Genomic DNA, 23,432 nt, shown 5'->3' on the forward strand with positions numbered 1-23,432 from the left:
CGCCGGTGGACCGCAGCGGTCGCCGATCGGTCGGTAGCCCCCATCGACGCCGGGGCCCGACGCCGATAAGACGACCGAGAGCGAACCTGTGGTATGGTTTCGCTCTCGGCGGCGGTGCTCGATCGATACGAGCGGTTTTCCCGGTACAACTCGCCGTATGCGGCACACGACGCCGGCTGTGCGATCGACCTCTACCCCGGAACGGACGGGGCCGTTTCGCCCGTCGCCGGTACCGTCAGATCGATCCGGACGGTTCGATGCCCCGATCGACCGTACGCCGCCTCGGAGGATCACCTGCTTCTCATCGACTGTGGCTCCCACGTCGCGAGGATACTCCACGTCGACCCCGACGTCGAGGTCGGCGAGCGGATCGACGTTGGGGATCGGCTCGGAGCGCTCCTCAGATCCGGATTTTTCGGTCGGTGGGTCGATACCCACCTCCACCTCGGGTTCCGTCAGCCGGAGCAGAACCTCAATCGGGCGAACGGCTCGCTCCCGATCGGTCTCGACGCGTCGGTCACCGGTCTCGAGTGGGACGGTCGCGGAACGATCGTCGAGGCCGGCCGGAGCTACGTCCGGCTCGATTCGCCGTCCGGACGGGGGCGACGGGGGTTCACCGCGCTGGCCGACGACGACGGCGTCGGTCTCGACGGCGGGCTCGCACACTACCGGGGCGGCGGAACGTTCGCGACCGCTGAGGGAGAGCGCTCGCTGCTCGGTACGCCGATCGGGACGGCCGACGGGCGGGAAATCGAGTGGGCCGACGTGGCGGTGTTCGCGGCCGACCGACGCGCGACCGGGCTTTCGTTATTTGCGTCGCAGGTTCCGTTCGGCGCGAAGCTCGTCTTTCGTGGGGGCCACGGCTTCGAGGTCGGCGACGATATCACAGTCTCGATCGAGCCGACGGCCGATCCGATCCGTTTGAGCTGACAGCCGGCGCCGGTTCGATCCCGCGGCGGTGCGCCGGACTCCCGTCGTGTTCGCCGCGGGTTCGGTGTCAGATCACGCGGCAGGTTGGTCCCGTCATCGGATATAAATAATCGGGACCCCGGCGACGGCGACGGCGGCGGAAACAGCGGGGCAGATCACTGATCGAGGTATCCGGATTGCACGTCGATCACATCGGTAGAGTCCGAGCAGTTGGCGTACCGCCGGAGCGGCTCCTCGTTCAACTCCAAGAACGTATGCCCCCAGCGGAACTTCCCGAGGAGTTCCTCCGCGCGGTGGCGGTAGCCGAGGATACAGAGCGCGCCGGCGAACGCCTCGACGGTGTTGAGCCGGAACGGCGTTCCGTAGTTGACGGGATTGGCGGCGACGAGGAACGGCAGCGATCGGTGAGGCCCATCGAGGCGGAACGCCTCCGCCTCGGCGGTTTCCCACGAACAGTCCAGCGCGATCAGCCGCCCGTGTGGTGCTTCCTCAGCGTCGGCCGGCGAAAGCGCCCGATCGGCGTAGGGATCGAGGACGATCCCGTGGGGCGTCCCCCGGGCCGACCGGTGGAGGCTCGCGAGGTCGAAGCGGGCGAGCTTTCGGGCCGAACACTTCTCGGGGTCGTCGTCGCCCTCGTACCGGACGTGTAGCTCCACGCCTCGGCTTGCCGCCGCCCGGAGAAAAGTCGCTCGGCCGCCGCCGGACATATGAGTGCGCGACGAATGACATTCGGTATGGACGGCGCCGAGTTGGCTCGGGAGTACTACCGATCGATCGACGAGGACGACTACGACGCGCTCGCGGGGGTCGTCTCCGGTGGGTTCGTCCACCGACGTCCCGACCGGACGATCGAGGGGCGCGAGGCGTTCGTTTCGTTCATGCGGAGCGGCCGTCCCGAGCGAGAGACGACGCACGTCATCGAGTCGGTCTACGCCGACGACGGCGGGGACGTGGCCGTCGAAGGGCGGTTGCTTCGTTCCGACGGGGAGACCTGGTTTGGCTTCGTCGATGCGTTCGAAATCGCCGAGGGTGCGATCGCGAGCATCCGGACGTACACCGGGCCCGGAGCGGAGTGACCGCCTCGACGAGCCGGGGTAGCTATTCGCCCGCGCCGAGGGCCGACTCGCCGACGGGGTCGTGGCCTTCGATCCGTTCGATCCCCCCCATGTAGGGTCGGAGCGGCTCCGGCACGTCGACGGTCCCGTCGGCGTTCTGGTAGTACTCGAGTATCGCAACGACCACACGGGGGACGGCGACGCCCGAACCGTTGAGCGTGTGGACGTACTCCGCGGACTCGTGTTGTTCGGGGCGATACCGGATGCCGGCCCGCCGTGCCTGAAACGCCTCAAAGTTCGAGACCGACGACACCTCGAGCCACCGCCCGCCGACCCCGGGGCCGTCGTCCATGTCGTCGCCTGGCGCCCACACCTCGATGTCGTACTTTTTCGCCTGCGTGAAGCCCATATCGCCGGTACACATCTCGAGTATCCGGTAGGGAAGCCCGAGCTTCTCGAGTACCGCCGTCGCTTCGTCTACGAGCCCCTCTAGGCGGTCGTAGCTCTCCTCGGGGCGGACGAAATTCACCATCTCGACCTTGTTGAACTGGTGGACGCGGACGATACCGCGCGTCTCCGTGCCGTGCTCGCCGGCCTCCCGCCGGAAGTTCGGCGTGTACGCCTGGTGTTTGATCGGGAGGTCGCCGTCGAGGAGAATCTCGTCGCGGTACATGTTCGTGACCGGGACCTCGGCGGTCGGGAGCAACCAGAGGTCGTCGTCGTCGTAGGCCTCGTCGTTGTCGCCGCCGAGGCGGTAGGCGTCGTCGACGAACTTGGGGAACTGGCCGGTCCCCCGCATCGAAGCAGAGTTGACCGGGATCGGCGGGAACACGTCGGTGTAGCCGTGCTCCTCGCGGTGGTGTTCGAGCATGAACTGAATCAGCGCGTGTTCTAGCCGTGCGCCCTCGCCCGTCGCGAAGTAGAAGCCGCCGCCGGAGACTTTCGCCCCCCGGTCGAAATCGAGGATCCCGAGTGCTTCGCCCAGATCGTAGTGGGGGACGACCGGCTCCGGGAGCGCCCGTCGGTCGTCGAACCCCCAGCGCTCGACTTCGACGTTGTCGGACTCGTCCTCGCCGACTGGGGCGTCGGGGTGTGGTGGATTCGGGAGTTCGAGCAGGGCGGCCTCGAGTTCGGCCTCCAGCTCTTCGGCGCGGGATTCGACCGTCTCGAGTTCGGCCTTCAGTTCGCTGGAGCGTTCGATCGCCGCCTCGGCCGCCGCCTCCTCGCCCTCGCGCTTGAGTTCGCCGATCTCGCTCGAGACCTCGTTGCGCTGCCGTCTGAGATCGTCGCCGGTGGCCTTGAGTTCGCGCCACTCCGCGTCGACGTCGAGGATCCGATCGAGGTCGACGTCGACGCCTTTTGTCTCGAGGGCGCGTCGGACCTCCTCGGGGTTCTCCCGGACGAACTGCCTGGACAACATGTGCCGGCGGTTCGACGCCGCGGCGGAAAGTCGTATCGATCACGCGGGATCGGGTCGCGGTCGCCCGCGTAGCGAGCAGTTTTACTACCGGACGGCGAAACGTCGGGCATGAGCATAGGAGACGTGTACGCCGTGGCGTCCGTCCCGGACTGCTACTACGTCGACGTCGGACTGTACGGCCGGACCGAGTACGGCTCCGTCTACGTGTGCGACACGAAACGGCCGGCGGTGATCGACACCGGCCTCGGGACCAACCCCGAACACATCCTCGACGCCCTCGACGAGGTCGGGATCGGACCCGACGAACTGGCGTACGTTATCCCGACGCACGTCCATCTTGACCACGCTGGCGGGGCCTGGGTGCTCGCCGAGGAGACGGACGCGACGGTGCTCGCCCACGGGGCCGGCGTGAAACACCTCGTCGATCCGGAGCGTCTCTGGGCGGGGACGAAAGCGGCCGTCGGCGACCGGATCGAGTACTACACCGAACCCGAGCCGATCCCCGAAGAGCGGATCACGGCACTGGAGGGCGGCGACGAGATCGACCTCGGCGACCGGACGCTCGACGTGTATCACGCCCCCGGACACGCCTTCCATCAGGCGATCTTTCACGACGCCGGATCGGACGCGGTCTTCGCCGCCGACGCGGCCGGGATCTACGTCCCCGAGTTGGATCGGGTGATCGAGACGTCGCCGCCGCCGGGGTTCGACCTCGAGACGGTCATCGAGGACGCGCGGACGATCGACGCATTGGCCCCCGAGACGATCTGTTATGGCCACTTCGGGCCGGTGTCTGCCGAGGGGCGGATCGACGAGTACGTCGAGGCGACGAAGCGCTGGGTCGAGGCAGTCGAGACAGCGCGGGCCGAGTTCGACGACGAGGACGCGATGGTCGAACACTTCCGCGAGCGCGCCGACACGCCGGACGTGTGGGGCGAGCGGAGTGCGGCCGGCGAGATCAGGATGAACCTCCAGGGCGTGTTGCGCTATCTCGACGAGCGGGACGAGAGAACGTGAGACGCGGCACACGGGGTGCGACCCCGGCCCCGGCCCCGGCCATCAGGAGGCCGAACAAAAGAGGTGGCACCGCGGGATTTATGCGGGCTCGGAGGCGTCGAGCGCCGTCTCGATGTCGAGCGCCCGGGCGACTTCGACGAGAAGGTCGCCTTTCACCTCCGACGTCTTCGTCTCGATCTCGGCGACGAGCGGCGTCTCGAACTCCTCGCGGACGCGGCGGAGTCGCTCCGCTTCGGTCGCGACGCGTTCGCTGAGGTAGCGCGCGCCACGGCCGTCCTCGTCGTCGCCGGGCGACGGCGTCAGGCGGTTCGCGACCAACCCCCTGACGGAGAGGCCGGACTCGGCCATCGCCTCGACCGCTCGTTCGGTCTCGTTCAACGACAACTCGTCGGGGTTCAACACGAAGAAGAAGGCCGCCTCCTCCCGGAGCGTCGACCCGGCGAACTCGAAGAACTCCTTTCGCTCTTGCAACCGGGCGAGGACGGGGTCGCCGTCCATCACCCGCCGCGGCTCGTTGTTGCCGATGGCGGCCTTCTCGAAGAGGTCGATGCTCGTCCGGCGTTTGTACATCAGCCGGTCGATCCACCCCTCGAGCAGTTCCGGCAACCCGAGCAACCGGAGGGTGCTCCCCGTCGGCGAGGTGTCGAAGACGACCCGGTCGTAGGGCTCCGCCGAGCGCATCACCTCGATGAACCGATCGAAGAGCGCCGACTCGTACGCGCCGGGCGTGTCGTGGGCCATCTCGAGTTGGCGGTTGATTTCGTTGACCATCGCCGCCGACACCTGCTCGGAGAGGTCCCGTCTGATCTCGTCGAGGTGTCTCGTGACCTCCGTTTCGGGGTCGATCTGCATCGCCTCGAGGTTCTCGACCCCCTCGACCGGGGTCGCGTCGTCCTCGAAGGGCTGGTCGAAGACGTCTGTCACGGAGTGGGCGGGATCGGTCGAGACGACGAGCGTCCGGTGGCCATCCCGCGCCGATTGGACCGCGTACGCACAGGAGACCGTCGTCTTGCCGACGCCGCCTTTCCCGCCGAAGAAGACGAACCGTTCCACGATCAGCGCCCCCCTCGGTAGTGTGTTCGGAGCATCAGAAGTGATACTGCTGGCCCTTTCGTTCGATGTAGGACTCCCGGTCCCACAGCCGGCGCTCCCAGGCCTCGAACTCGTTTTCGAGGTAGGGCAGCAACTCGGCGGTGTAGTAGGAGACGGGCGAGGGGATCCCGAAGGCGTCGGGGAAACACGCGAGGATGAAGGCGTCCTCGGCGTCCTCGGCCTCCTTTTCGATCTTCTCGTAGGCCGGGTGTGTCACCATCCCGTGATAGAGCCCCCGAAGCCACTCCTCGAGGGTCCGGCGGAACGACTCGATCCGATCGGCGAGCGTCATTCGTCACAACGCAGTCCCGCCGGAGGCAAATACCTGTCGCGGGCGTGACGCCCCCGACCGATTCGGGCGGCCGTGCGGTCGAACCGTCGTCGGACCACGGTTTGAAGAGTCCGCCCCGAGTCCGTCCGGTATGGAGACGGGCAGCGATACGATTCCGGTGACGATCCTCTCGGGCAGTCTCGGAGCCGGCAAGACGACGCTTTTGAACCACCTGTTGGCCGAGGCCGACCGCCGCATCGCCGTCCTCGTCAACGACATGGGCGAGGTCAACGTCGACGCGGAGCTCGTCGCGGAGGGCTCCGAGTTGGACGTCGACGACGGCGTCGCCGAACTCTCGAACGGCTGTATCTGTTGTGAGCTACAGGACGACCTCGAGACGGCGGTCGTCCGGCTCGCCAGGGACCGCCCCTTCGAGCACCTCGTCGTGGAGGCCTCCGGCATCTCCGAGCCCGCGCCGATCGCCCGGCTGTTCACGACCGAATCCCGCGTCGCCGCGCGCTACGACGTCGACTGTCTCGTCTGCGTGCTCGATATGCCGTACTTCCTCGAGACGTTCTCCGGTGGCGACGTCGAACGCCGCGGCGACCCCGGCGACCGGCCCCTCTCGGACCTCCTCGTCGAGCAGATCGAAACCGCGAACGTCGTGCTGTTGAACAAGGCCGACCGCTGCAGCGGGTCGGACCTCAATCGCGCGCGCGAACTCGTCTCCGGGCTCCAACCCGACGCCGAGACGGTCCCGACGGAGTTCTCCGCGGTCGATCCCGATCGGCTGCTCGGGACCGGGCTGTTCGACCGCGACCGGATGCGGTCGCTGCCGGCCTGGAAGCGGCTGCTGGACGACGCGGACGGGGCGGAGGCCGACCATCCCGAACACAGCCACGACGGCCACGGCGATCACGTCGGCGAGCACGCCCACCCCGACGAGGTGTACGGCGTCACCTCTTTTACGTACCGACGGCGGCGGCCGTTCCACCCCGAGCGCGCCGCGGCAGTGTTCGAGGAGTTACCGCCGTCGGTCGTCCGAGCGAAGGGAACGGTATGGATCGCCGGCAGCGACCTCCGGATCACGCTGAGCGTCGCGGGTCCGTCGGTGCGCGCGACGGCGCAGGGGCCGTGGATCGCCTCCCTCCCCGAGGTCGAACGGGAGATGTACCGCTCGAACCGCCCGGAGCTCCCCTGGGACGACGAGTACGGCGACCGCCGCATCGAGTTGGTCTTCATCGGGACCGACTACGACCGAGCGGAACTGGAGACAGCGCTCGATGAGGCGTTGGTCGACCCCGGCAGCGACGTCCCGGCGGCCGGTGGGGCGTTCCCCGACGAGGCGGGCGCGGAGACGGTTCTGAGGGAGTAACCCGGATCAGCAGGCACAGTCCCGCCCGGAGGCGCGCTCGAAGCGCATCGCCTCCCCGCAGTCCGGACAGGTGACCGTCGCGTCCGGTTCGACGTCGAGTTCGACGTCCCGGATGCGAACGTCGCAGTCGTCACACCAGTACGCGCCCTTCGAGCCGTCGTCGGGGCGGCCCTTCGGGGACGAGGCGAGCGCCTCCTTCACGCTGTCGATGAACCCCATACGCCGGTTTTCGGAGCGACCTATACAACGTCTGCGTGGGTGTGTGGCGCCGACGCACACCGGTCGGGACGGCGGAGCCCCCATAGCCCGCCGGGCCGACCGTATCACTCCGCCGAGGCGAGCCGATCGAGCGCCCGTTATACACTAACGATCGCAAGTGATTACACATCGATCGCACTGCCGTCGTGCGGTCGAGTGTGCAGTGTCTTCCGATCGCTACTACAGTTCGCCCGCGCGCGCGTCCAGGCGGCAACCCGGTCGACGAACGGCAACGGGACACCGAGCGACACCGCAGAGCGCATCGAGACGTGCGAGCCCTCGTCCTCGGGGGCGGCGGTGAGCCACGTCTCCATCGGCTCGAACGGCCCGTCAGCGCCGGCCTGGGTGTAGCAGGTCCCGTTCTCGATGGGTTCGAAGCGCAACTCGAAGGCCAGTCCCGGACCGGAGACGGTCAGAAGCGTCCCGGCGTCCGTCTCCGTCGTCGAGTCGACGGAGAAACTCCCCTCGTACTCGACGATCCGAGCGGGACCGAGCAGCGCGTCGAGTTCCCGGGGTCGCGTCCGGACGAAGCGGGTCCGTTCGACCTCGCGCATACGGCCGCGCTGTGTCGGTCGATTATATAAATCAGCCGCCACGTCGACGCCGCCAGAGGCGGCTCACAACAGCAACGGGAGGGTCGCCCCTGCCACGACGACGGCGAACACGAGCGCCCCGTAGAGCAGCTGTTCGGCCCGCAACGCAACCGACGTCTCTTCCGGCGGCCGGCCGTTCCACACCTGGCGATGGAACGCGAGCGCGGCGGCGAGGAGAAACGCCATCCCGGAGGCGGCGAGTGCGGTCGGGAGCGACAGCCCGAACGCCAGCCCATAGAGCGGGCCGAACGAGAACGACAACATGAACGCCAGCCCGCTGACGACGACGAACGGAACTGGATCGGCCGACACGCCGTGTCGGTTCCGGAGGGGCATACGTGAAAGTCGGTCGATACAAAAATAAACACTCCGCTGCAGGGGGGCGTATGGACGACGGCGAAGCCGACGGGTTCGAGGCGGGGGCTTCCGGGTCGCGGGGTGACCCTCGCGTGTTGCTTGCGTTGAACGCGGCACTGTCGGCCTCGTTCGGGGCGACGGTCGTCTGGGGGCTGTCGATGCTGGACGCGGCCGAACTGTCAGTTATAAACGTCGCCACCGCGACGATCGTTCTCTTTTCGTTGACGTATCTCGTGGCGATGCGTTGAGCCGGCCCGGAACGCGACGTGACGCCGGGTGTCGATCGGCTACCGACCGTACGTGAGCCGGCGGACGGCGTCGTTCAGCCGGCTGCCGACTCCGGACAGCCAGACGGCCGGCGAGACGCGGCGAAACTCCGACTCGTCGACCTCGATCCGCTCGTCGCCGAAGGGGTCGTGTTCGGCCTCCTCGACGGCGGCGTCGACGACCGTCGTCATCGAACATCGCCCGCAGGCCTCCGTCTTGTCGCCACTCATACCGTCGGATACGGCGAGGATGTATTTAAATCCTCGAACCATCGTGCGCCGAGCACGCACACCCGTGGGAACCGAACGGAGACAAGACGCCGGACGCAGGACCGGGGCGTCGCTCCCGGACCTGGACCCGGACCGCCGACGGCTATTTGCGGGCCGCCGTCCTACCGCGGCGTATGATCGACCGAATCACCCCTGAGGTGTCCGCCTACCGCGGACGGGTCCGATGAGCGACGCGGACGGAACCGAACGGGCTGGCAGCGACGCGGACGGGTCGTCGGCCGACGCGTACGACTCCGAGCGCGCCGCCGCCGAGGCCGCGGCCGAACTTCCCGAGGAGATCCGCGAGGCCGTCCCGGACTGGGACGACGAGTATCTCGACCGGGTCAGCGATCGGCTGCTGTACAACTACGATCTCGAGCGCGACCGTCCGGTCCACGGCGAGCGCTGGGAGATGTACGGCGAGATGCGCGTCCGCAATCAAAAACAGTTCTTTCACCCGGCGTTGAGCTACGCCGACCACGAGGCCGAGGAGTATCTCTTCGTCCGCCGCGAGCGACGTCCGACCGTCGACGAACTGCGCCGCCTCGTCGAGACGGGCCACGAGGTCGCCGACGAACGGATCGTCGCCGACGAGGAGCACTTCGGGACGGACGTCTCGTTCGTCCTCGTCTGTGCGGCACTGTCCGACGACGTCGCCGGGTTCGTCTCGGGGTTTCGCGAGCGCGAACTGTTGAAGTTCGGCTACTACGGCCACTACGACGTGAACCTCGTCGTCGTCGTCCCCGAGGAGCAACGACTCGTCGCGAGCGAGGCCGCCGACGTCGCGGAGGCGTTCCGGCTCTGGGAGGACGTCTCCGAGCCCGAGGAGGGGCTGCTCTCGCGGTTCGCGAGGCGCTTTTGGAAGTGAGCGATGAAAAACTGAGCTCCGCGAACGACCCCGAATCGCTCAGTCGTCGCCCGGTTCGGCTACGGGCGTCTCGGGGCCACCGCGTGCCTCGGTGATGTTTCGGTAGCCGAGCCGGACTAACGCGAGTGCGAGCACGATCAACACGATCGCGAGCGCCGCCTGAACGGCCGAGGAGACCGCTGCACCGGTCGTTTCGGCCCCACCCTGGATCAGGTTCAAGAAGATGTTCTCATAGAAGGCCAGCCACGACAGCCCGAGGACGGTGATCGTCACCATGATCGCCATCGGGACGCCGGTCGAGACGAGTTGTTTCGTTTCGTCCCAGTTGGCCAGCCAGACCGTCGCGGTGAGGAGCGCAAGCGCCGCGAGCAGCTGGTTCGCGCCGCCGAACAGTCCCCACAGGACCACCCACTGCCCGGAGATGACCATCAGGTACGCCGGGACGATCTGGATGAGGGGGTTGGTGTATCGCCCGCGGGCGATCGATCCGATGTCGGCGTTCAACCCGGTGTCGGTCCGGCCGGGCGTCGTGCCGACGATCTCCTCCATCATGTACCGTCCGAGCCGGACGGCGGTGTCAGTCGAGGTGAGCAGGAAGCTCACGAGCACGAGCGCCATGAACACCGAGCCGACCGCCTCGGGAACGCCGAGACTCGTCAGGATGACACCGCCGCCCGAAGCGAAGTTCGGAAGCGCGGCGCCGATCCCGCCATCGGGGGACGCAAACCCCCACACCGCAAGCGTCGAGAGCGCGACCGCGGCGAGGAGCCCCTCGCCGAGCATCCCGCCGTAGCCGATCAGGCGGGCGTCGGTCTCCTTGTTGAGCTGTTTCGCCGTGGTCCCCGAGGAGACCAGCGAGTGGAACCCACTTATCGTCCCGCAGGCGATGGTGATGAAAAGCAGCGGGAACAACGGTAGGAACACCGCGTCGACCCCCCAGAACCCTTCGAAGGCGCTGATGGAGGAGTCGATGACGAGCGGCTCCGAGGCGGTCCCCAGAAGCGTCCCGACGATGATCGCGAGTGCCGCCCCGCCGACGCCCGTGTACAGCAGGAACGACGAGAGGTAATCCCGGGGCTGGAGCAACACCCACACGGGAAGCGCACTCGCGATCCCCCCGTAGATCATGACGACCGGGATCCACGCCGCGGTGTTGCCGCCCAGTGCGGCCGCACCGGGCACCCACGAGCCCGCGCCGCTCAACAGGACGATCGTCCCTTCGGGGTGGCTCCCCTCGGCGAGTTCGAACAGCGCCAGCGGGTACTGCAGTCCGACCCAGACCGCCGCGAAGATGCCGGCGACGAACACGACTGTCCCGGGAATGAACGGTCCGTTGAGCTGGTAGAGGTACACCCCGAAGACGAGCGCCAACACGACGTAGAGGAACGACGCGGTCACGACCTGCGGGAAGGCGTTGAAGACGATGCCGACGACCAACGCGAACACCGCCACGACGAGGATGATCGTCAAGAACGCGAACCAAAGCAGCATGTTCTTGCCCCCTTCCCCGACGTACTGCCCGATGATGTACCCGATCGATTTGCCCTCGTGTCGGAGCGACCCCGACAGCGAAACGAAGTCGTGGACCGCGCCCATGAGCGGGTTCCCGATCGCGATCCAAAGCAGCGCGGGGACCCACCCCCAGACGGCGCCGGCCGTGATCGGCCCGACGATCGGCGCCCCGCCGGCGATGCTCGAGAAGTGATGCCCGAGCAACACCGGTTTTTTTGAGGGGACGTACTCCTGTCCGTCCTCGTATTTATGTGCGGGCGTGTTCCGATCTTCCTCAAGGTCGACGAACCGGGCGAGATACCGCGAGTACCCGACGTATCCCACCGTGAACGTCGCCAATACCGCCGCCACGATCCATATTACTTGTGTCATGAGCGAACTCAACCACATCCACGGGGATCAACGTCTTAAAACCACAGAAAGAGCCACCATTTATTGGTAATAGCCGTCATCGCCTGTATGTATTAATATGTCTAACATACACTGCTTCGAGAATACGAACGACCGAATATACGGCTGACACTGCTGTGAACGAACACCCCCGCGTCGCTGCGGGGCGAATCGACGAATCGCGTCGGGCGGTCCCTCCCGTTCCGCTCCGGGCGAGCGTTTATATATCGGTACGGGGGCAACCCCTCTATGCAGGCGTTCACCGACCTCGCGACCGCGACGTACTGCCCGCGTAAACTCTACTACAGGCGGACCCACGACGATCGCGGCCCGCCCGAGTCGGTCGCGGCGATCCGGAATCTCGCCTTCCGGTACGGCGAGTTGCTCGATGCCGACACCGATCTCCGGGCGGAACCGATCGCGACCACGCCGACGGCGTACCGGTCGGCGCTCGGGTCCGCGAAGGCCCGTCTGGACCGCTGGGCCGAACTGGTCGATCCCCCGGAGACGCGGGTCTTCCTCCGCGGCAAGGACGCCCACGGGATCGCCCACAAGTGTCTGTCCGACCCTCCCGCGCCAGTCATCGTCTCACCGGGGGAACCGCCGGAGCGGGGCGTCTGGGAGCCACAGGGCGTCCGAGCGACCGCTGCGGCGAAGGCGCTCGCGTGGGAACTCGAGACGCCGGTCGAGCGGGCCTACCTCGAGTACCCGGCCCACGGCGTCGTCCGGGTAGTCCGGATGACGACGCGCCGGAAGGCCACCTACCGGAAGGCGCTCCGGACGGCCGAAGCCATCGACGGGCCGCCGCCGCGACTGCGGAACGACGCCCGGTGTGAGAGCTGTGAGTACCGCGAGGAGTGCGGGACGCGGACCCGGTCGCTCAGATCGCTGCTATCGCGGTGAGGCCTCGGCCAGCCACGCCTCGATCTCGTCGGCGAGTTCGCCGCGGCGGACGATCCGACCCGCCGAGACGTCCACGACGGTGCTTTCGGTCCCGGGCGTCTCGCCGCCGTCGAGTACCGTCGCCCGCTCGCGGATCGCGGCGTCGATTTCGTCGACGCGGCGGGCGCTCGGTTCGCCGGAGCGGTTCGCGCTGGTGGCGGTGATCGGCCCCGTCCGTCTGGCGAGCGCGCGCGCAGTATCGTGATCCGGAAGCCGAATCCCGACGCGGTCGCCCCCGTCGACGAGGACGTCGGGGACGCGCTCGGTTCGCTCGACGAGCACCGTTACCGGACCGGGGAGGAACCGCTCGCAGAAGCGCCGCTCGCGCTCGGTCATCCGGGCGTAGTCGGCAGCAGCGGCCAGCTCCGGCAGCGCCATCGAGAGCGGCTTGTGCCGCGATCGGCCTTTCGCCTCGAAGACCCGTTCTATCGCCTCCGGATCGAGCGCGTCGACCCCGAGGCCGTACACCGTCTCCGTCGGATACACGACGAGATCACCCCGGCGGATCGCCGCCACGGCGTCGGTGAGGTCCGGATCGCTCACAGCTCCTCGATCGCGGCCTCGATCTCGTCGTACGGCGGGAACTCGGGCCACTCTGTGGCCACCCACCCCGTCTCGATCGTCCGGTCGCCGTCGAGGACGAAGACGGCGGGTCTGGGCTCCTCGATGCCGCTCATCCCGTCGAGTCCGTGGGCGATGCCGTACGCCTCGCCGACGCCGTTGGCGGGATCGGAGAACAGCCGGAACGCCTCGAGATCCCACTCCGATAGGAACCTGGCGTGCTCGTAGGGCGTCGAGATCGAGATCCCGACGATCTCGGCGTCGTATCCGTCCCACCCCCGGTCGCGGATCTCCTGCCAGATGTACGTCGACGGGAAGTCGCCGTCCATCGGGTGGAAGACGAGCACGACGGGGCCGTCCGCCGTCAACTCCGACAGCGAGACGTCCTCCCAGTACTCGTGGTCGACGAGCGGGCGCGTGAAGTCGGGCGCGGTCTCGCCGATTTCGGGGTGATCAGCACGCCCGAGTTCCGTCACCTCGAAGCCGAGATTCATTCGGCATCACCGCCCGCCGAAGCGCTCGCGGGGGCCGACGCCGGATCGAGGCCGCCATCGTAGGTGGTCTCGAGGTACTGTACGATGTTCGCGCTCTCGCTCATCGTAACGCCCGTCCGGTCGTCGACGATCGCGGGGACTGTCCGGGAACCGGTCAGTCGCTTGACCGCGTCGCGTCGGGAGTGGCGGGCCTCGACGAACCGCGATCGGTACGGGATCCCGAGATCGTCCAACACGCGGACGACGCGCTCACAGAACGGGCACGCCTGTAGTCGGTACAGCGTGATCGCTGTCTCCGAGTCGGTCATACGCATCCGTTCGGCCGGCAGTCGTCTAAGTGTATCGCCGACCGGGAGCGCACTCGCGCCCGGCGTCACGTCGCCCGGCCCCGGACCCCCGCTCGCAACCGCACCCCATAGCAAGCCTTAATCACACCCCGGATCAAACCCGCACGTCTATATGGGCTCTCTCGCGTGGAACGCTGCCATCGTGACGCAGATCGGCCCCGGTGCCGGTGAACTCCCGTTCAGCGACACGACGGTCGCGATCCTCGGCGGGGGGGTCATCCTCCTCCTGTTGGGGTTTTCGGCCTTCTTTTCCTCCTCGGAGATCGCGATGTTCTCGCTGCCGCCACACCGGGTCGACGCGATGGTCTCGGACAACATACCCGGTGCGGAGACGCTGAAACGGCTGAAAGACGACCCCCACCGCCTGCTCGTCACCATCCTCGTCGGTAACAACATCGTCAACATCGCGATGTCGTCGCTGACGACCGGGCTGTTGGCGTCGTATTTCCTCTCGCAGGGGCAGGCGGTCTTCGTATCGACGTTCGGCATCACGGCGCTCGTGTTGCTCTTCGGGGAGAGCGCACCGAAGTCCTACGCCGTCGAGAACACCGAGTCGTGGGCGCTCCGCATCGCCCGGCCGCTGAAATACTCGGAGTACCTTCTGCTCCCGTTGATCGTCACGTTCGATTATCTCACCCGACAGGTCAACCGGATCACCGGCGGACGGGGCGAGATCGAATCGACCTACGTCACCCGCGAGGAGATCCGCGACATCATCGAGACCGGCGAGCGCGCCGGCGTGTTAGAGGAAGACGAACGGGAGATGCTCCAGCGGATCTTTCGGTTTACCAACACCATCGCCAAGGAAGTGATGACCCCGCGGCTGGACATGGAAGCGGTCTCGAAGGACGCCACCATCGACGAAGCGATCGAAAAGTGCGTCCGGTCGGGCCACACGAGACTCCCGGTGTACGACGAGAGCCTCGATAACGTCCTCGGGATCGTCCACATCTCGGATCTGATCCGCGACTCCGCCTACGGCGAGCGAGACGACGTCGACCTGGAGGATCTGATCGAGGAGACCCTGCACGTCCCCGAGTCGAAGAACGTCGACGAGTTGCTCGCGGAGATGCGCGAACAGCGGATGCGCATGGTCGTCGTCATCGACGAGTTCGGGACGACGGAGGGACTCGTCACCATGGAGGACGTCACCGAGGAGATCGTTGGGGAGATACTCCAGGCCGGCGAGGAGGAACCGATCGAGTTCGTCGGCGACGACGAGGCGATCGTCAAGGGGGAGCTCAACATCGACGAGGTCAACGAAGCGCTCGACATCGACATCCCGGAAGGCGAGGAGTTCGAGACCATCGCGGGGTTCATTTTCAATCGGGCGGGGCGCCTCGTCGAGGAGGGCGAACGAATCGAGTACGACGGCCTCGAGATCCGCGTCGAACGCGTCGAGAACACCCGGATACTGAAGGCCCGGATCGTCCGTACCGAGGAGTACGACCGGAGCCGGGCGGAGCCGGAGGCCGAGTCCGAGGACGCGCCGGTCGAGTGACCACTGGGACGCGCCGGTCGAGTGACCACTGGGACGCGCCGGTCGAGTGACCACTGGGACGCGCCTGCCGCGAGCGGCGTCGCGATTGCGCTCACACGAGCGCGGTCACGCCTGTGTACAGCCCGAAACTCAGTACCCCCGCTCCGAGCAGCGATCCGACCCACGCGAGGACCGTATAGCCCATCTTGCTGCCGCTGACGCCGCCTGTTCCGGCCGCCGCTCCGGCTCCGATGACCGCCGAGACAATGATCTCGTTGAACGAGATCGGTACCCCGAGCAGAATCGCGGTCTGGGCGATAGCGAAGGAGGGAATGAGCGCCGCGATCGAGCGACGCGGCCCGAGCGAGGAGTAATCCTGGGCGATCGCCTTGATCATTCGCGGGGCGGCCGTCCACGATCCGGCCAACAGACCGAGACCGCCGCCGAACAGCAACGCGACGATCGGGAGCGCAACGCCGGCCGTATCGAAAAGCGGCAACAGTGGTCCGAGCGCGAGGCCGACCTGGCTGCCGCCGGCCGAGAAGGCGACGAGGCCGCCAAGCGCCAACAGGAAGTGCCGCTGGCCGGCGGGAGCGTCCTTCCGCATATCAAGCCCCATTGCCCCGGCGACGACGGCCGCGACGACGGCAGTGGCGGCGAGACGACCGGAGGCTCCGGTCGTGACGGTCCCCGCGAGACTCTGGGCGACGTCCGGCGGCCCGAGCAACACGAACTCCACGTTCGCGAGGATCGCTCCGACGAGACCGGCCAGGAGGGGAGTCACGACGCCGTCGGGGACGGCCTCCCGGCGGAGTAGTTTCGCGGTGGCGTAGGCGATGCCGCCGCCGGCAAACGGCGTCAGGGTCCAGACGGCCACGATCTCGTAGTACTTCGACCACGCCGGCCCGCCGCCCATTGCCAGCCCCGCGCCGACGACGGCCCCCGTGACGGTGAAGGCGGTCGCGATCGGGTAGCCGGTGAACACGCCGAACGCGACCAACCCCGCCGCGATCGAGAGCGCGACGATGGCGGCGATCGGCGAGAGCGTCGTCCCGACGACGAGGTCGCGGCCGACCGCCTCCGTGACGTTCGCGCCCTGTAGCGTCGCGCCGAGCAACCCGAGAATGCCGACAAAGAACCCGGCGCGCATGACCGAGATCGCGTTCGCGCCGACGGCCGGGGCGAAGGGCGTCGACCCCGACGATCCGGCGCCAATCGCCCAGGCCATAAACAGACTCGCTCCGCCGGCAGCCAGAAAGGTCGTGGCCGTCGCTGCTTCCATTGACGCCCCACTTTTTTTCCGGGTATATAAATACCCGTCGGACGCAGTCGATCGGCGTCGATCCCGGCGACGAAAGCGGTATATCCCGTCCGTTCGCACCGATGACCGTGCCGAACACGGACGCCGGCGGGGACGCGGGCGGCGACGCCGACACTGACGTGTACGCGACGATCGCCGGACGCGCCACGTCGCGGTTCACTGTGCAGGGTTCGGAGTTCGTCGGCCACGCCTCCCCGGCGGAGACTGTTGAGGCCGCCGAGGCATTCGTCGATTCGATCCGCGAGCAGTACGCCGACGCGACTCACAACGTGCCCGCCTACCGCGTTCGGGCGGATCCCTTCAGGGAGTACGCCTCCGACGACGGCGAACCCTCCGGCAGCGCCGGCAAGCCGATGTTGTCGGTGCTTGCGGGTCGCGACCTCGAAAACGTCTGTGTCGTCGTCACGCGGTACTTCGGCGGGACGGAACTCGGCGTCGGCGGACTCGTCAGGGCGTACTCGGCGGCGACGAAGGACGCCCTCGATGCGGCCGAGACGGTCCGCCGCCGGCCACGGAGACGGTTCCGGGCGGTCGTCGACTACGACGACTCCGGGACCGTCCGGGGGATCCTCGAGAGCGAGGACGCCGACTTCGAGGCCGACTACGGCGAGCGCGTCGTCTTCGACGTGACTGTGCCCGTCCTGGCGGCGGCGGACCTCCTCGATCGCCTCCGGAGCGCGACCAGCGACCGGATCGAGGTCGACGACGGGTGATGGGTCTCGGCCGACCGGGAGATCGGACCGCCACGCACAGCGTCGGCTCCGCGGACGGCAGCCGGTCACGACGGCTCCCGCGTCAGCCGCCCGTCTGACGTTTCGGACGGAAACTAATCGCAGTATGCGAGCCGGTTCCAAACGAAAACGGGGGGTTGTCAGGGGATCACGTCCCGAACGCCCGGTCGCCGGCATCGCCGACGCCCGGGACGATGTAGCCGTCCTCGTCGAGACGTTCGTCGATGCTGACCGTCAGGATATCCGCCTGCGGGAACGACTCGTCGACGCGGACGAGCCCCGGCGGGGCGCTGACCGCCGAGAGGACGACGAGACGCTCCGGGGCACCGGTATCGAGTACCTCCTCCAAGACGGCGACGATCGTGCTCCCCGTCGCGAGCATCGGGTCGGCAACGATGACGGTGTCCTCCTCGTCGATGTCCGGCAGTTTGACGTAATCGACCGTGATCGGGAAGGTCCCGTTCTCGTCCATCCCGGCGGCCTCGTCGCGACCGGCGGAGATGACGCCCTGGCGGGCGCGCGGGAACGCCTCGACGAGGCCCTCGACGAACGGCGTCGCCGCCCGGAGAACGTTCACGATGACGACGTTTTCGAGCCCCTTGACGACCTCGCCGGTCGTCTCGGCCAGCGGCGTCGTGATCGAGACGTACTCGGTGTCCATCATCCCGTCGATGATCTCGAATCCGCAGAGCCGGCCGAGTTCGATCAGGCCGTTCCGGAACGCCACCTGGTCAGTGTCGTTCGATCGGAGCTCCGAGAGGGTGTGCTTCGCCAGCGCGTGTGTGATGACGTGGGCGTCACCACGGTCCTCGATGGGCATAGCGATACAGCGTTCGCCGGTGGCTTAAAGCCCCGTCGTCATCGGAGCCGATGGTATAAAGTCTCTGCACACGTACGGCTCACAGGATGGACGTCGAGGAGAGCGTCTCGGGGTTCAAACTCCGGGGGACCTGGGCCGAGATCGTCGAGCACGGCGAACGTATCACCCGCGCGCTGAAGGACCTCCGCGACGACGCGGAGGCAGTCGACGGGGAGGCACTCGGGGAGTGGGACGAGTGGCGACCGAAGGCCGACGAGCGACTCGGCGAGGACGTCAGCGAAAAGACCGCAGAACAGGCCAGCGTCGCCGAGGGGGAGGGCGAAAAGGCCGGCAAGGCGCCCGACGAGGACCTCAAGACGGCCGGCGAGAAGCTGACCGACTCCTACGAGCGACTCGAGGAGCCGGCCGAGGCGGTCAACGAGTGGCGCGAGTCGATCAACTACGTCGCGCGGGCCGCCGACTCGGCCACGCGGAAGGCCCTCCGGAAGGTCGAAGGCGGCGTTTACAAGAACGTGATGACGCAGATGTCGCCGTACTACTTCGACAACCAACTCGTCAGCGCGAACCTCAACCGCGCCGATGCCGACGCCGGGGAGTACGTCTTCGAAATCAACGTCAACGACGACGACCTGAAGATCCGCGTCTCGAACAAGCTCGCCGACTACGAGACGTCGGTCGACCGCTGGCACGTCGACACCCCGAAGGAGACGGACGTCGCCGAAGTGGTCGAGGGACACCCCCCACCAGAGGCGGAGACGACGGACGGCGGCTCCGACCCCAAGAGGACCTGAGCAGACGGTCGACCCGCGTTTCGAGGTACCCGACCCGCCTCCGACCGGACGCGCGCTCACTCGATCGAGAGTCGCCGAACGAACGGCAGGTCTCGGATCTCGGTTATCAGTTTCCCGTCGAGTTCCGCGTCGGTGACGACGTAGAGCACCGGGTCGTCCGTGAACTCGGGATCTTCGCTTATTGTCTGGCGGATCGAGACGTCGTTCTCCGCGAGCAGTCCCGTCACCGTCGCGACGATCCCCGGCTCGTCGGCGTCGACGACCTCCACCGTGAGGACGGTCAGGTCCAACACCGGCGCGAGGTCCATGAGCGAGGCGATCGCGGAGATGTTCTGGAAGATCCGTCGGAGTTGACCGTCCGCCAGGATGGCGTCGGTCGTCGCGTCAACGACTCGCCGGTCGACACCGATTTCGCGGGCGATACCGGTGTTGGGGATCTCGATGCCCCCGGAGACGACGCGGCCCTCGTCGTTGACGGAGAACCCCCGCTCGAGCAGCAGGCGGATCACCGCCTGCTGGCTGGGGCTGTCCTCGAACTTCCGCATGATCTCGTCGAACATTATCCGAGCTGTCGAGGGCGAGCCTGTTGTCAGTTGCGTCTGGCCTTCCGGCGTCGCTCCGCGCCGAGGGACCGCCCTCTCGCCCCCCGGAACCGAACGCGTTTTGTCCGCCGGAGCGTCCACTCGACGCATGGGGACCGACCTGGATGTCGCCGACCTGTTCGACCGGATGCCGTTCAACGACCACCTGGGAATCGAGTTACGCGAGATCGAGCCGGGCCACGCCGTCGGGGCGCTCGCCCTCTCGGGGGAGCACTCCTCGAGCCCCGACCGGATGATCGCCCACGGGGGCGTCGCGTACGCGCTGGCCGACACCGTCGGCGGTGCCGCCGTCATCGCGGCGAACGGGGCGGTGGCACCGACGATCGATATGCGGATCGACTACCTCGCTCCGGCGACCGGCGGCACCCTCCGGGCGGAAGCGACGCTTATAAAGAACGGCGACAGCGTCGCCACCGTCGAAGTCGCGGTCACCGACGACGAGGGACGAAAGATCGCCGCCGCACGAGGGACGTACAAATCCGGCGGCGGCGAGGGCGAGACTGCCTGGCGCGGGTCGAGCAGTCCCTGACGGGCCGGCGGAATCGCACTCCCATCGGTTCGATATACGCCTCCGGCCCCGCCTCGATTCGGAGGACCGCGCCGAACACCCAACTACTATTTAAATAGTCTCGTGGAAACGGCGGCCGGCGAATCGTGGGGGTATTTATAAGTGAGTCCACGGAACTGCCGACAGGCGCAGGCGAACGCTTACTGCCGTTCCCCCCGAGGTGTCCCCCGTGACAGACGGACGACCGACCGACGGAGCGGAAACCGACGGGACGGGAACTGACGGGGAGACGGCTGATAGCGGAACCACAGATGGAGACAGAACCGCCGCGACGGACCTCCCCACCGTCGTCTCCGTCGCCGGCCCGAGCGGGGCAGGAAAGACCACACTCGTCGAGTCGCTGTGTGAGGCGTTCGCCGACCGCCGGGTCGCGACGGTCAAGTCGATCCACCACGACATCGAACCGGACACCCCGGGGACCGACACCCACCGCCACCGGACCGCGGGTGCCGACCGCGTCGTCGGCGTCACGCCGTCGTTGACCTTCGAGGTCGCCCGCGGCGGCAAGGGAGCCGACCGGACGCCTCCAGCCGAGGCCGCGGCGCTGCGGCGGGTGCTGGAGCGACTCGCCCCGGAGCACGACCTCGTAGTGGTCGAGGGGTTCACCGACGTCCAGCTGCCGACGATCCGGGTCGGCGGCGGCGCGCCCCCGGCGGGGGCGGTGGTCGGCACCGACGGGGACTCGATCGGGGACCTCGTGGCGGCGATCGACGCGCTGGGACCGTTCGATCCCGCGACGCTCGGCGGCGAAGCGGGAAGTCGTGACGGGTCGGGGAGCCGTGACGGGGTGGGGAGCCGTGACGGGGCGGGAGGAGCCGGAAACGACGGAGGAGATCAGGGGGTGGGTCGGGACTGACCGACGCCGACGAGGCGAACTCCTTGCGTCGCCGTGTTACGGGGTTTTTGTTCCCGGCGGGCGATCGTTCGATCGATGCCACGCTATTTCGAGGACATCGAGGCCGGCCGGACCTACGACATCGAGGGCGAGTACGACGTGACAGCCGAGGAGATCAAGGACTTCGCCGAGCGGTACGATCCTCAGCCGTTTCACCTCGACGAGGACGCCGCCGCCGAATCGATGTTCGGGTCGCTGGCGGCTTCGGGGTGGCACACCGCCTCGATGTGTATGCGGCTGCTCGTCGAGGGGTTTCTCGATCCCGAGTCGTCGATGGGTGGGGAGGGCATCGACGAGTTGCGGTGGCTCCGACCAGTTCGTCCCGGTGACACGCTCCGGATCGAACTCGAGGTGCTCGACAAGCGGGTCTCCGAGAGCCGCCCGGAGATGGGCCACGTCCGGACGGAGCTCGTCGGCTACAACCAGGCGGACGAGGCGGTGATCGAGTGGACCGCGCGGACGATGCACCGCCGCCGGGACCGCGGCGACGGGTCCGATACAGCGTGAACAGACCGAGCGGAAACGACTGCGTTCTCGGCGAGGACAGCCCCCGTGTGGGCCTCTGTCCCGAAACGACGGCCGACCGTCGTCCACGAGTAATTACATTTAATTAGATTCGCGCAAAAGTCAACGGCGTGACCCACTCGTCGAGTTCCACGCCGACGCCGACGTGGTACGACGGCCTGCTGGCTGCGATGCCGACACTTCTGGTCGGTGGCGCGGCGGTGGGGTGGCTCTCCGCGCTCCCGACCGTCGCCGGGCTCGCCGGCGGCGGACTCGTCGCCGCGGTTCTCGTCTCCGTGTCGCTTTTTATTGTCCCGCCGACGTGACGCCAGGGGGCTGTCGGGTCGTCGCGCCCCGTAGACCTCACAGCCCGTAGAGCCGAACCGACCAGAAGTCCGAGAAGGCCGCTCCGAGCGCCGCTTTCGGCTTGCCAGTCGCGTCGACGGCCGCCGTCGCCTCGGCGTCGAACTCGCCGATCAGACGCCGGTCGCCGACCACGTAGTGCCTGTCGGCGTCGACCGAGGCGAGCGCCTCGGAGCACTTCTCGACATGGGCGGCGATCTGTTCGTCCCGCAGCCGCTCGAAGCGCGCCTGCGAGAAACCGCCCTTGGAGTGGTCGCTTTTGACCGGGCTCTCGAAGCCCTCGTAGGCGACGCGTTCGTCGCCCTCATAGACGCCGACCGCGAAGACGTCCGAGCGGACGACCGCCAGCGCGAACCGCCCGACCGGGCGGAACCACGAACGCTCGAGCCGCGGCGTCGAGGCCCACTCGAGGAACGGTTCCGGGAGCACGGGCGGCCGGAGCGCAACCGCGAGCAGGCCGGCGTCGTCGGCACAGACGACACACGGGGCCGCCCGTTCGACGAGCGGGTTCCGGTCACCGAGCAGGTCGCGCACCGCCGTCGGGGGAGCGTCCTCAACGACGGCGGTGAGCACGCCTTCGGGGCCGCCCTCGAAGGACGCGAGTCGATCGAGGACCGCGTCAGCGCGGCCGCCCCGAAGCGTCTCTTCGCGTCTGAACTCGACCGTCGCGGCGTTGTCGGCCGCCGACCCGGCTGCATCGAGTTGCCCCTCGAGGTCGGCGATCCGATCCTCTAGACGGTTGGCGCGCTCCTCTGCGGCCTGTTTGTCGCTGACCGCGTCGGCGCGGCGCTCGCTTTCGGCCTCAAAACGGGCTTCTAGCCGGTCGCGGCGCTCCTCGAGCGCCTCGATCCGCTCTTTCAGTTCGGTCCGACCGAGGAGGTCGTCGAGCATCGCCGGACTGAGGGCCGCCACCGATTAAAATCCCGCGGGACCACCGGGATCGAACTCGAGCAGCTGCCGGGCGCGGTCGGCCTTCGCGAGGAACACTTCACGGAGTGTCGGCGGGTTATCGGTTCCCGTCGCCGAGAGGGCCGACTCGGGCAGCGCCACGGTCCGTCCGGGGACGTCCTCGGCCCCGTGGACCGCAACGTGGGTCGAGCCGATCTTCATCACGAGGGGCTCGTCGTCGGTCTCATAGAGCTGCTCGGCGACCCGTTCGTGGTGGTCGCGATTGATAACGGCCCGTTCGCCGCCGTAGGGTTCGACGTAGAGCCGTCCCAGGTAGTAGCCGCTTGAGAACTGTTCGAACATGCGGTCACGATACTGTTATGTGTTAACATATATAAGCATTGCCCGGAGGCGACACGTAGCGAACAAAACCCTACCCCTTCGGGGGGGA

The 23,432-nt window shown here is 67.5% G+C and carries 31 protein-coding genes; 14 read left to right on the forward strand and 17 right to left on the reverse strand.

Features of this window, described 5'->3' with window-relative positions; translation table 11 throughout:
• Window positions 1-93: 93 nt before the first annotated feature.
• A complete protein-coding gene (locus NMLP_RS05325) occupies window positions 94-930 on the forward strand; it encodes a hypothetical protein (RefSeq protein WP_015409096.1) in 837 nt (278 codons plus the stop codon).
• Between the two features lie 155 nt (window positions 931-1,085).
• On the opposite strand, the gene NMLP_RS05330 is transcribed toward NMLP_RS05325, so the two are convergent.
• Window positions 1,086-1,586 (reverse strand): DUF367 family protein, encoded by a 501-nt coding sequence (locus NMLP_RS05330; protein WP_015409097.1) that lies wholly within the window; start codon window positions 1,584-1,586, stop codon window positions 1,086-1,088.
• A gap of 78 nt (window positions 1,587-1,664) precedes the next feature.
• Between NMLP_RS05330 and NMLP_RS05335 the strand changes: the two genes are divergently transcribed.
• On the forward strand, window positions 1,665-2,006 hold the full coding sequence (locus tag NMLP_RS05335) for a nuclear transport factor 2 family protein (RefSeq protein WP_015409098.1): 342 nt from the start codon (window positions 1,665-1,667) through the stop codon (window positions 2,004-2,006).
• 22 nt (window positions 2,007-2,028) lie between these two features.
• On the opposite strand, the gene serS is transcribed toward NMLP_RS05335, so the two are convergent.
• Window positions 2,029-3,405 (reverse strand): serine--tRNA ligase, encoded by a 1,377-nt coding sequence (gene serS, locus NMLP_RS05340; protein ID WP_015409099.1) that lies wholly within the window; start codon window positions 3,403-3,405, stop codon window positions 2,029-2,031.
• A gap of 108 nt (window positions 3,406-3,513) precedes the next feature.
• Here serS and NMLP_RS05345 point away from each other — a divergent pair, with 108 nt between their 5' ends.
• On the forward strand, window positions 3,514-4,422 hold the full coding sequence (locus NMLP_RS05345; protein ID WP_015409100.1) for an MBL fold metallo-hydrolase: 909 nt from the start codon (window positions 3,514-3,516) through the stop codon (window positions 4,420-4,422).
• Window positions 4,423-4,500: 78 nt separating this feature from the next.
• Here the strand turns inward: NMLP_RS05345 and NMLP_RS05350 are convergent, their stop codons facing one another.
• Both NMLP_RS05350 and NMLP_RS05355 read right to left on the reverse strand, forming a co-directional pair.
• On the reverse strand, window positions 4,501-5,475 hold the full coding sequence (locus NMLP_RS05350; RefSeq protein ID WP_015409101.1) for an ArsA family ATPase: 975 nt from the start codon (window positions 5,473-5,475) through the stop codon (window positions 4,501-4,503).
• Between the two features lie 34 nt (window positions 5,476-5,509).
• The gene (locus NMLP_RS05355) at window positions 5,510-5,806 is read right to left on the reverse strand and encodes a hypothetical protein (protein ID WP_015409102.1); all 297 of its coding nucleotides are present in this window, start codon (window positions 5,804-5,806) and stop codon (window positions 5,510-5,512) included.
• A 130-nt stretch (window positions 5,807-5,936) separates the two neighbouring features.
• Here NMLP_RS05355 and NMLP_RS05360 point away from each other — a divergent pair, with 130 nt between their 5' ends.
• A complete protein-coding gene (locus NMLP_RS05360) occupies window positions 5,937-7,160 on the forward strand; it encodes a CobW family GTP-binding protein (protein WP_015409103.1) in 1,224 nt (407 codons plus the stop codon).
• 6 nt (window positions 7,161-7,166) lie between these two features.
• Here NMLP_RS05360 and NMLP_RS05365 read toward each other — a convergent pair whose 3' ends face one another.
• The 3 genes from NMLP_RS05365 to NMLP_RS05375 form a co-directional block, all read right to left on the reverse strand.
• Window positions 7,167-7,379: a hypothetical protein gene (locus NMLP_RS05365; RefSeq protein ID WP_015409104.1), complete on the reverse strand. Its 213-nt coding sequence runs from the start codon at window positions 7,377-7,379 to the stop codon at window positions 7,167-7,169.
• Window positions 7,380-7,540: 161 nt separating this feature from the next.
• On the reverse strand, window positions 7,541-7,972 hold the full coding sequence (locus tag NMLP_RS05370; RefSeq protein ID WP_076982696.1) for a hypothetical protein: 432 nt from the start codon (window positions 7,970-7,972) through the stop codon (window positions 7,541-7,543).
• A gap of 63 nt (window positions 7,973-8,035) precedes the next feature.
• On the reverse strand, window positions 8,036-8,347 hold the full coding sequence (locus NMLP_RS05375; protein ID WP_015409105.1) for a hypothetical protein: 312 nt from the start codon (window positions 8,345-8,347) through the stop codon (window positions 8,036-8,038).
• Window positions 8,348-8,397: 50 nt separating this feature from the next.
• Here NMLP_RS05375 and NMLP_RS05380 point away from each other — a divergent pair, with 50 nt between their 5' ends.
• The gene (locus NMLP_RS05380; RefSeq protein ID WP_015409106.1) at window positions 8,398-8,616 is read left to right on the forward strand and encodes a hypothetical protein; all 219 of its coding nucleotides are present in this window, start codon (window positions 8,398-8,400) and stop codon (window positions 8,614-8,616) included.
• 39 nt (window positions 8,617-8,655) lie between these two features.
• Here NMLP_RS05380 and NMLP_RS05385 read toward each other — a convergent pair whose 3' ends face one another.
• The gene (locus NMLP_RS05385; protein WP_015409107.1) at window positions 8,656-8,865 is read right to left on the reverse strand and encodes a hypothetical protein; all 210 of its coding nucleotides are present in this window, start codon (window positions 8,863-8,865) and stop codon (window positions 8,656-8,658) included.
• Window positions 8,866-9,088: 223 nt separating this feature from the next.
• Between NMLP_RS05385 and NMLP_RS05390 the strand changes: the two genes are divergently transcribed.
• Window positions 9,089-9,772, forward strand: coding sequence for a hypothetical protein (locus NMLP_RS05390; RefSeq protein WP_015409108.1), 684 nt, complete (start codon window positions 9,089-9,091; stop codon window positions 9,770-9,772).
• Window positions 9,773-9,811: 39 nt separating this feature from the next.
• On the opposite strand, the gene NMLP_RS05395 is transcribed toward NMLP_RS05390, so the two are convergent.
• Window positions 9,812-11,656: a carbon starvation CstA family protein gene (locus NMLP_RS05395; RefSeq protein WP_015409109.1), complete on the reverse strand. Its 1,845-nt coding sequence runs from the start codon at window positions 11,654-11,656 to the stop codon at window positions 9,812-9,814.
• Between the two features lie 267 nt (window positions 11,657-11,923).
• On the opposite strand from NMLP_RS05395, the gene NMLP_RS05400 reads away from it, so the two are divergent.
• A complete protein-coding gene (locus NMLP_RS05400) occupies window positions 11,924-12,577 on the forward strand; it encodes a CRISPR-associated protein Cas4 (protein ID WP_015409110.1) in 654 nt (217 codons plus the stop codon).
• Here the strand turns inward: NMLP_RS05400 and NMLP_RS05405 are convergent.
• Genes NMLP_RS05405 through NMLP_RS05415 form a run of 3 tightly spaced genes read right to left on the reverse strand, consistent with a single transcriptional unit; the run spans window position 12,566 to window position 13,979 of the window.
• Window positions 12,566-13,159, reverse strand: a complete 594-nt coding sequence (locus NMLP_RS05405; RefSeq protein WP_015409111.1) for an L-threonylcarbamoyladenylate synthase — start codon at window positions 13,157-13,159, stop codon at window positions 12,566-12,568. The genes NMLP_RS05400 and NMLP_RS05405 overlap by 12 nt on opposite strands.
• Complete coding sequence (locus NMLP_RS05410; RefSeq protein ID WP_015409112.1) at window positions 13,156-13,671, reverse strand: redoxin domain-containing protein; 516 nt, start codon at window positions 13,669-13,671, stop codon at window positions 13,156-13,158. Before NMLP_RS05410 ends, NMLP_RS05405 begins: the two co-directional genes overlap by 4 nt.
• Window positions 13,668-13,979 (reverse strand): glutaredoxin family protein, encoded by a 312-nt coding sequence (locus NMLP_RS05415; RefSeq protein ID WP_015409113.1) that lies wholly within the window; start codon window positions 13,977-13,979, stop codon window positions 13,668-13,670. The genes NMLP_RS05410 and NMLP_RS05415 overlap by 4 nt, the downstream gene beginning before the upstream one ends.
• Before the next feature lie 151 nt (window positions 13,980-14,130).
• Between NMLP_RS05415 and NMLP_RS05420 the strand changes: the two genes are divergently transcribed.
• The gene (locus NMLP_RS05420; RefSeq protein ID WP_015409114.1) at window positions 14,131-15,519 is read left to right on the forward strand and encodes a hemolysin family protein; all 1,389 of its coding nucleotides are present in this window, start codon (window positions 14,131-14,133) and stop codon (window positions 15,517-15,519) included.
• 91 nt (window positions 15,520-15,610) lie between these two features.
• Here the strand turns inward: NMLP_RS05420 and NMLP_RS05425 are convergent, their stop codons facing one another.
• On the reverse strand, window positions 15,611-16,780 hold the full coding sequence (locus NMLP_RS05425; RefSeq protein WP_015409115.1) for an inorganic phosphate transporter: 1,170 nt from the start codon (window positions 16,778-16,780) through the stop codon (window positions 15,611-15,613).
• Between the two features lie 107 nt (window positions 16,781-16,887).
• Here NMLP_RS05425 and NMLP_RS05430 point away from each other — a divergent pair, with 107 nt between their 5' ends.
• Window positions 16,888-17,532, forward strand: coding sequence for an IMPACT family protein (locus NMLP_RS05430; protein WP_231857251.1), 645 nt, complete (start codon window positions 16,888-16,890; stop codon window positions 17,530-17,532).
• A gap of 166 nt (window positions 17,533-17,698) precedes the next feature.
• On the opposite strand, the gene upp is transcribed toward NMLP_RS05430, so the two are convergent.
• The gene (gene upp / locus NMLP_RS05435) at window positions 17,699-18,370 is read right to left on the reverse strand and encodes a uracil phosphoribosyltransferase (protein WP_015409117.1); all 672 of its coding nucleotides are present in this window, start codon (window positions 18,368-18,370) and stop codon (window positions 17,699-17,701) included.
• A gap of 86 nt (window positions 18,371-18,456) precedes the next feature.
• On the opposite strand from upp, the gene NMLP_RS05440 reads away from it, so the two are divergent.
• Window positions 18,457-19,161, forward strand: coding sequence for a DUF5828 family protein (locus tag NMLP_RS05440; protein WP_015409118.1), 705 nt, complete (start codon window positions 18,457-18,459; stop codon window positions 19,159-19,161).
• A 56-nt stretch (window positions 19,162-19,217) separates the two neighbouring features.
• Here the strand turns inward: NMLP_RS05440 and NMLP_RS05445 are convergent, their stop codons facing one another.
• Window positions 19,218-19,721: an ACT domain protein gene (locus NMLP_RS05445; protein WP_015409119.1), complete on the reverse strand. Its 504-nt coding sequence runs from the start codon at window positions 19,719-19,721 to the stop codon at window positions 19,218-19,220.
• A 130-nt stretch (window positions 19,722-19,851) separates the two neighbouring features.
• Here NMLP_RS05445 and NMLP_RS05450 point away from each other — a divergent pair, with 130 nt between their 5' ends.
• The 4 genes from NMLP_RS05450 to NMLP_RS05465 all read left to right on the forward strand — a co-directional run bounded on the left by NMLP_RS05450 (window position 19,852) and on the right by NMLP_RS05465 (window position 22,056).
• On the forward strand, window positions 19,852-20,292 hold the full coding sequence (locus tag NMLP_RS05450) for a PaaI family thioesterase (protein WP_015409120.1): 441 nt from the start codon (window positions 19,852-19,854) through the stop codon (window positions 20,290-20,292).
• 208 nt (window positions 20,293-20,500) lie between these two features.
• Window positions 20,501-21,187 (forward strand): molybdopterin-guanine dinucleotide biosynthesis protein B, encoded by a 687-nt coding sequence (gene mobB, locus NMLP_RS14230; protein ID WP_015409121.1) that lies wholly within the window; start codon window positions 20,501-20,503, stop codon window positions 21,185-21,187.
• A 63-nt stretch (window positions 21,188-21,250) separates the two neighbouring features.
• On the forward strand, window positions 21,251-21,733 hold the full coding sequence (locus tag NMLP_RS05460; protein WP_394296872.1) for a MaoC family dehydratase: 483 nt from the start codon (window positions 21,251-21,253) through the stop codon (window positions 21,731-21,733).
• 128 nt (window positions 21,734-21,861) lie between these two features.
• Window positions 21,862-22,056 (forward strand): hypothetical protein, encoded by a 195-nt coding sequence (locus NMLP_RS05465; protein WP_015409123.1) that lies wholly within the window; start codon window positions 21,862-21,864, stop codon window positions 22,054-22,056.
• 37 nt (window positions 22,057-22,093) lie between these two features.
• On the opposite strand, the gene NMLP_RS05470 is transcribed toward NMLP_RS05465, so the two are convergent.
• Both NMLP_RS05470 and NMLP_RS05475 read right to left on the reverse strand, forming a co-directional pair.
• Window positions 22,094-22,984 (reverse strand): Vms1/Ankzf1 family peptidyl-tRNA hydrolase, encoded by an 891-nt coding sequence (locus NMLP_RS05470; protein ID WP_015409124.1) that lies wholly within the window; start codon window positions 22,982-22,984, stop codon window positions 22,094-22,096.
• Window positions 22,985-23,008: 24 nt separating this feature from the next.
• Window positions 23,009-23,344, reverse strand: coding sequence for a DUF5802 family protein (locus tag NMLP_RS05475; protein WP_015409125.1), 336 nt, complete (start codon window positions 23,342-23,344; stop codon window positions 23,009-23,011).
• Window positions 23,345-23,432: the final 88 nt, after the last annotated feature.

This window comes from Natronomonas moolapensis 8.8.11, assembly GCF_000591055.1.
In the GTDB taxonomy this organism is placed as follows: domain Archaea; phylum Halobacteriota; class Halobacteria; order Halobacteriales; family Haloarculaceae; genus Natronomonas; species Natronomonas moolapensis.

Coding starts and splice junctions, on each gene's coding strand:
- NMLP_RS05450 (WP_015409120.1), top strand. CDS start 19,852: ATGGGGACCGACCTGGATGTCGCCGACCTGTTCGACCGGATGCCGTTC.
- NMLP_RS05375 (WP_015409105.1), bottom strand. CDS start 8,347: ATGCCCCTCCGGAACCGACACGGCGTGTCGGCCGATCCAGTTCCGTTC.
- upp (WP_015409117.1), bottom strand. CDS start 18,370: ATGCCCATCGAGGACCGTGGTGACGCCCACGTCATCACACACGCGCTG.
- NMLP_RS05345 (WP_015409100.1), top strand. CDS start 3,514: ATGAGCATAGGAGACGTGTACGCCGTGGCGTCCGTCCCGGACTGCTAC.
- NMLP_RS05335 (WP_015409098.1), top strand. CDS start 1,665: ATGGACGGCGCCGAGTTGGCTCGGGAGTACTACCGATCGATCGACGAG.
- NMLP_RS05325 (WP_015409096.1), top strand. CDS start 94: ATGGTTTCGCTCTCGGCGGCGGTGCTCGATCGATACGAGCGGTTTTCC.
- NMLP_RS05380 (WP_015409106.1), top strand. CDS start 8,398: ATGGACGACGGCGAAGCCGACGGGTTCGAGGCGGGGGCTTCCGGGTCG.
- NMLP_RS05360 (WP_015409103.1), top strand. CDS start 5,937: ATGGAGACGGGCAGCGATACGATTCCGGTGACGATCCTCTCGGGCAGT.
- NMLP_RS05355 (WP_015409102.1), bottom strand. CDS start 5,806: ATGACGCTCGCCGATCGGATCGAGTCGTTCCGCCGGACCCTCGAGGAG.
- NMLP_RS05390 (WP_015409108.1), top strand. CDS start 9,089: ATGAGCGACGCGGACGGAACCGAACGGGCTGGCAGCGACGCGGACGGG.
- NMLP_RS05410 (WP_015409112.1), bottom strand. CDS start 13,671: ATGAATCTCGGCTTCGAGGTGACGGAACTCGGGCGTGCTGATCACCCC.
- NMLP_RS05415 (WP_015409113.1), bottom strand. CDS start 13,979: ATGACCGACTCGGAGACAGCGATCACGCTGTACCGACTACAGGCGTGC.
- NMLP_RS05385 (WP_015409107.1), bottom strand. CDS start 8,865: ATGAGTGGCGACAAGACGGAGGCCTGCGGGCGATGTTCGATGACGACG.
- NMLP_RS05445 (WP_015409119.1), bottom strand. CDS start 19,721: ATGTTCGACGAGATCATGCGGAAGTTCGAGGACAGCCCCAGCCAGCAG.
- NMLP_RS05420 (WP_015409114.1), top strand. CDS start 14,131: ATGGGCTCTCTCGCGTGGAACGCTGCCATCGTGACGCAGATCGGCCCC.
- NMLP_RS05470 (WP_015409124.1), bottom strand. CDS start 22,984: ATGCTCGACGACCTCCTCGGTCGGACCGAACTGAAAGAGCGGATCGAG.
- NMLP_RS05370 (WP_076982696.1), bottom strand. CDS start 7,972: ATGCGCGAGGTCGAACGGACCCGCTTCGTCCGGACGCGACCCCGGGAA.
- NMLP_RS05425 (WP_015409115.1), bottom strand. CDS start 16,780: ATGGAAGCAGCGACGGCCACGACCTTTCTGGCTGCCGGCGGAGCGAGT.
- NMLP_RS05365 (WP_015409104.1), bottom strand. CDS start 7,379: ATGGGGTTCATCGACAGCGTGAAGGAGGCGCTCGCCTCGTCCCCGAAG.
- NMLP_RS05400 (WP_015409110.1), top strand. CDS start 11,924: ATGCAGGCGTTCACCGACCTCGCGACCGCGACGTACTGCCCGCGTAAA.
- NMLP_RS05395 (WP_015409109.1), bottom strand. CDS start 11,656: ATGACACAAGTAATATGGATCGTGGCGGCGGTATTGGCGACGTTCACG.
- serS (WP_015409099.1), bottom strand. CDS start 3,405: ATGTTGTCCAGGCAGTTCGTCCGGGAGAACCCCGAGGAGGTCCGACGC.
- NMLP_RS05440 (WP_015409118.1), top strand. CDS start 18,457: ATGGACGTCGAGGAGAGCGTCTCGGGGTTCAAACTCCGGGGGACCTGG.
- NMLP_RS05475 (WP_015409125.1), bottom strand. CDS start 23,344: ATGTTCGAACAGTTCTCAAGCGGCTACTACCTGGGACGGCTCTACGTC.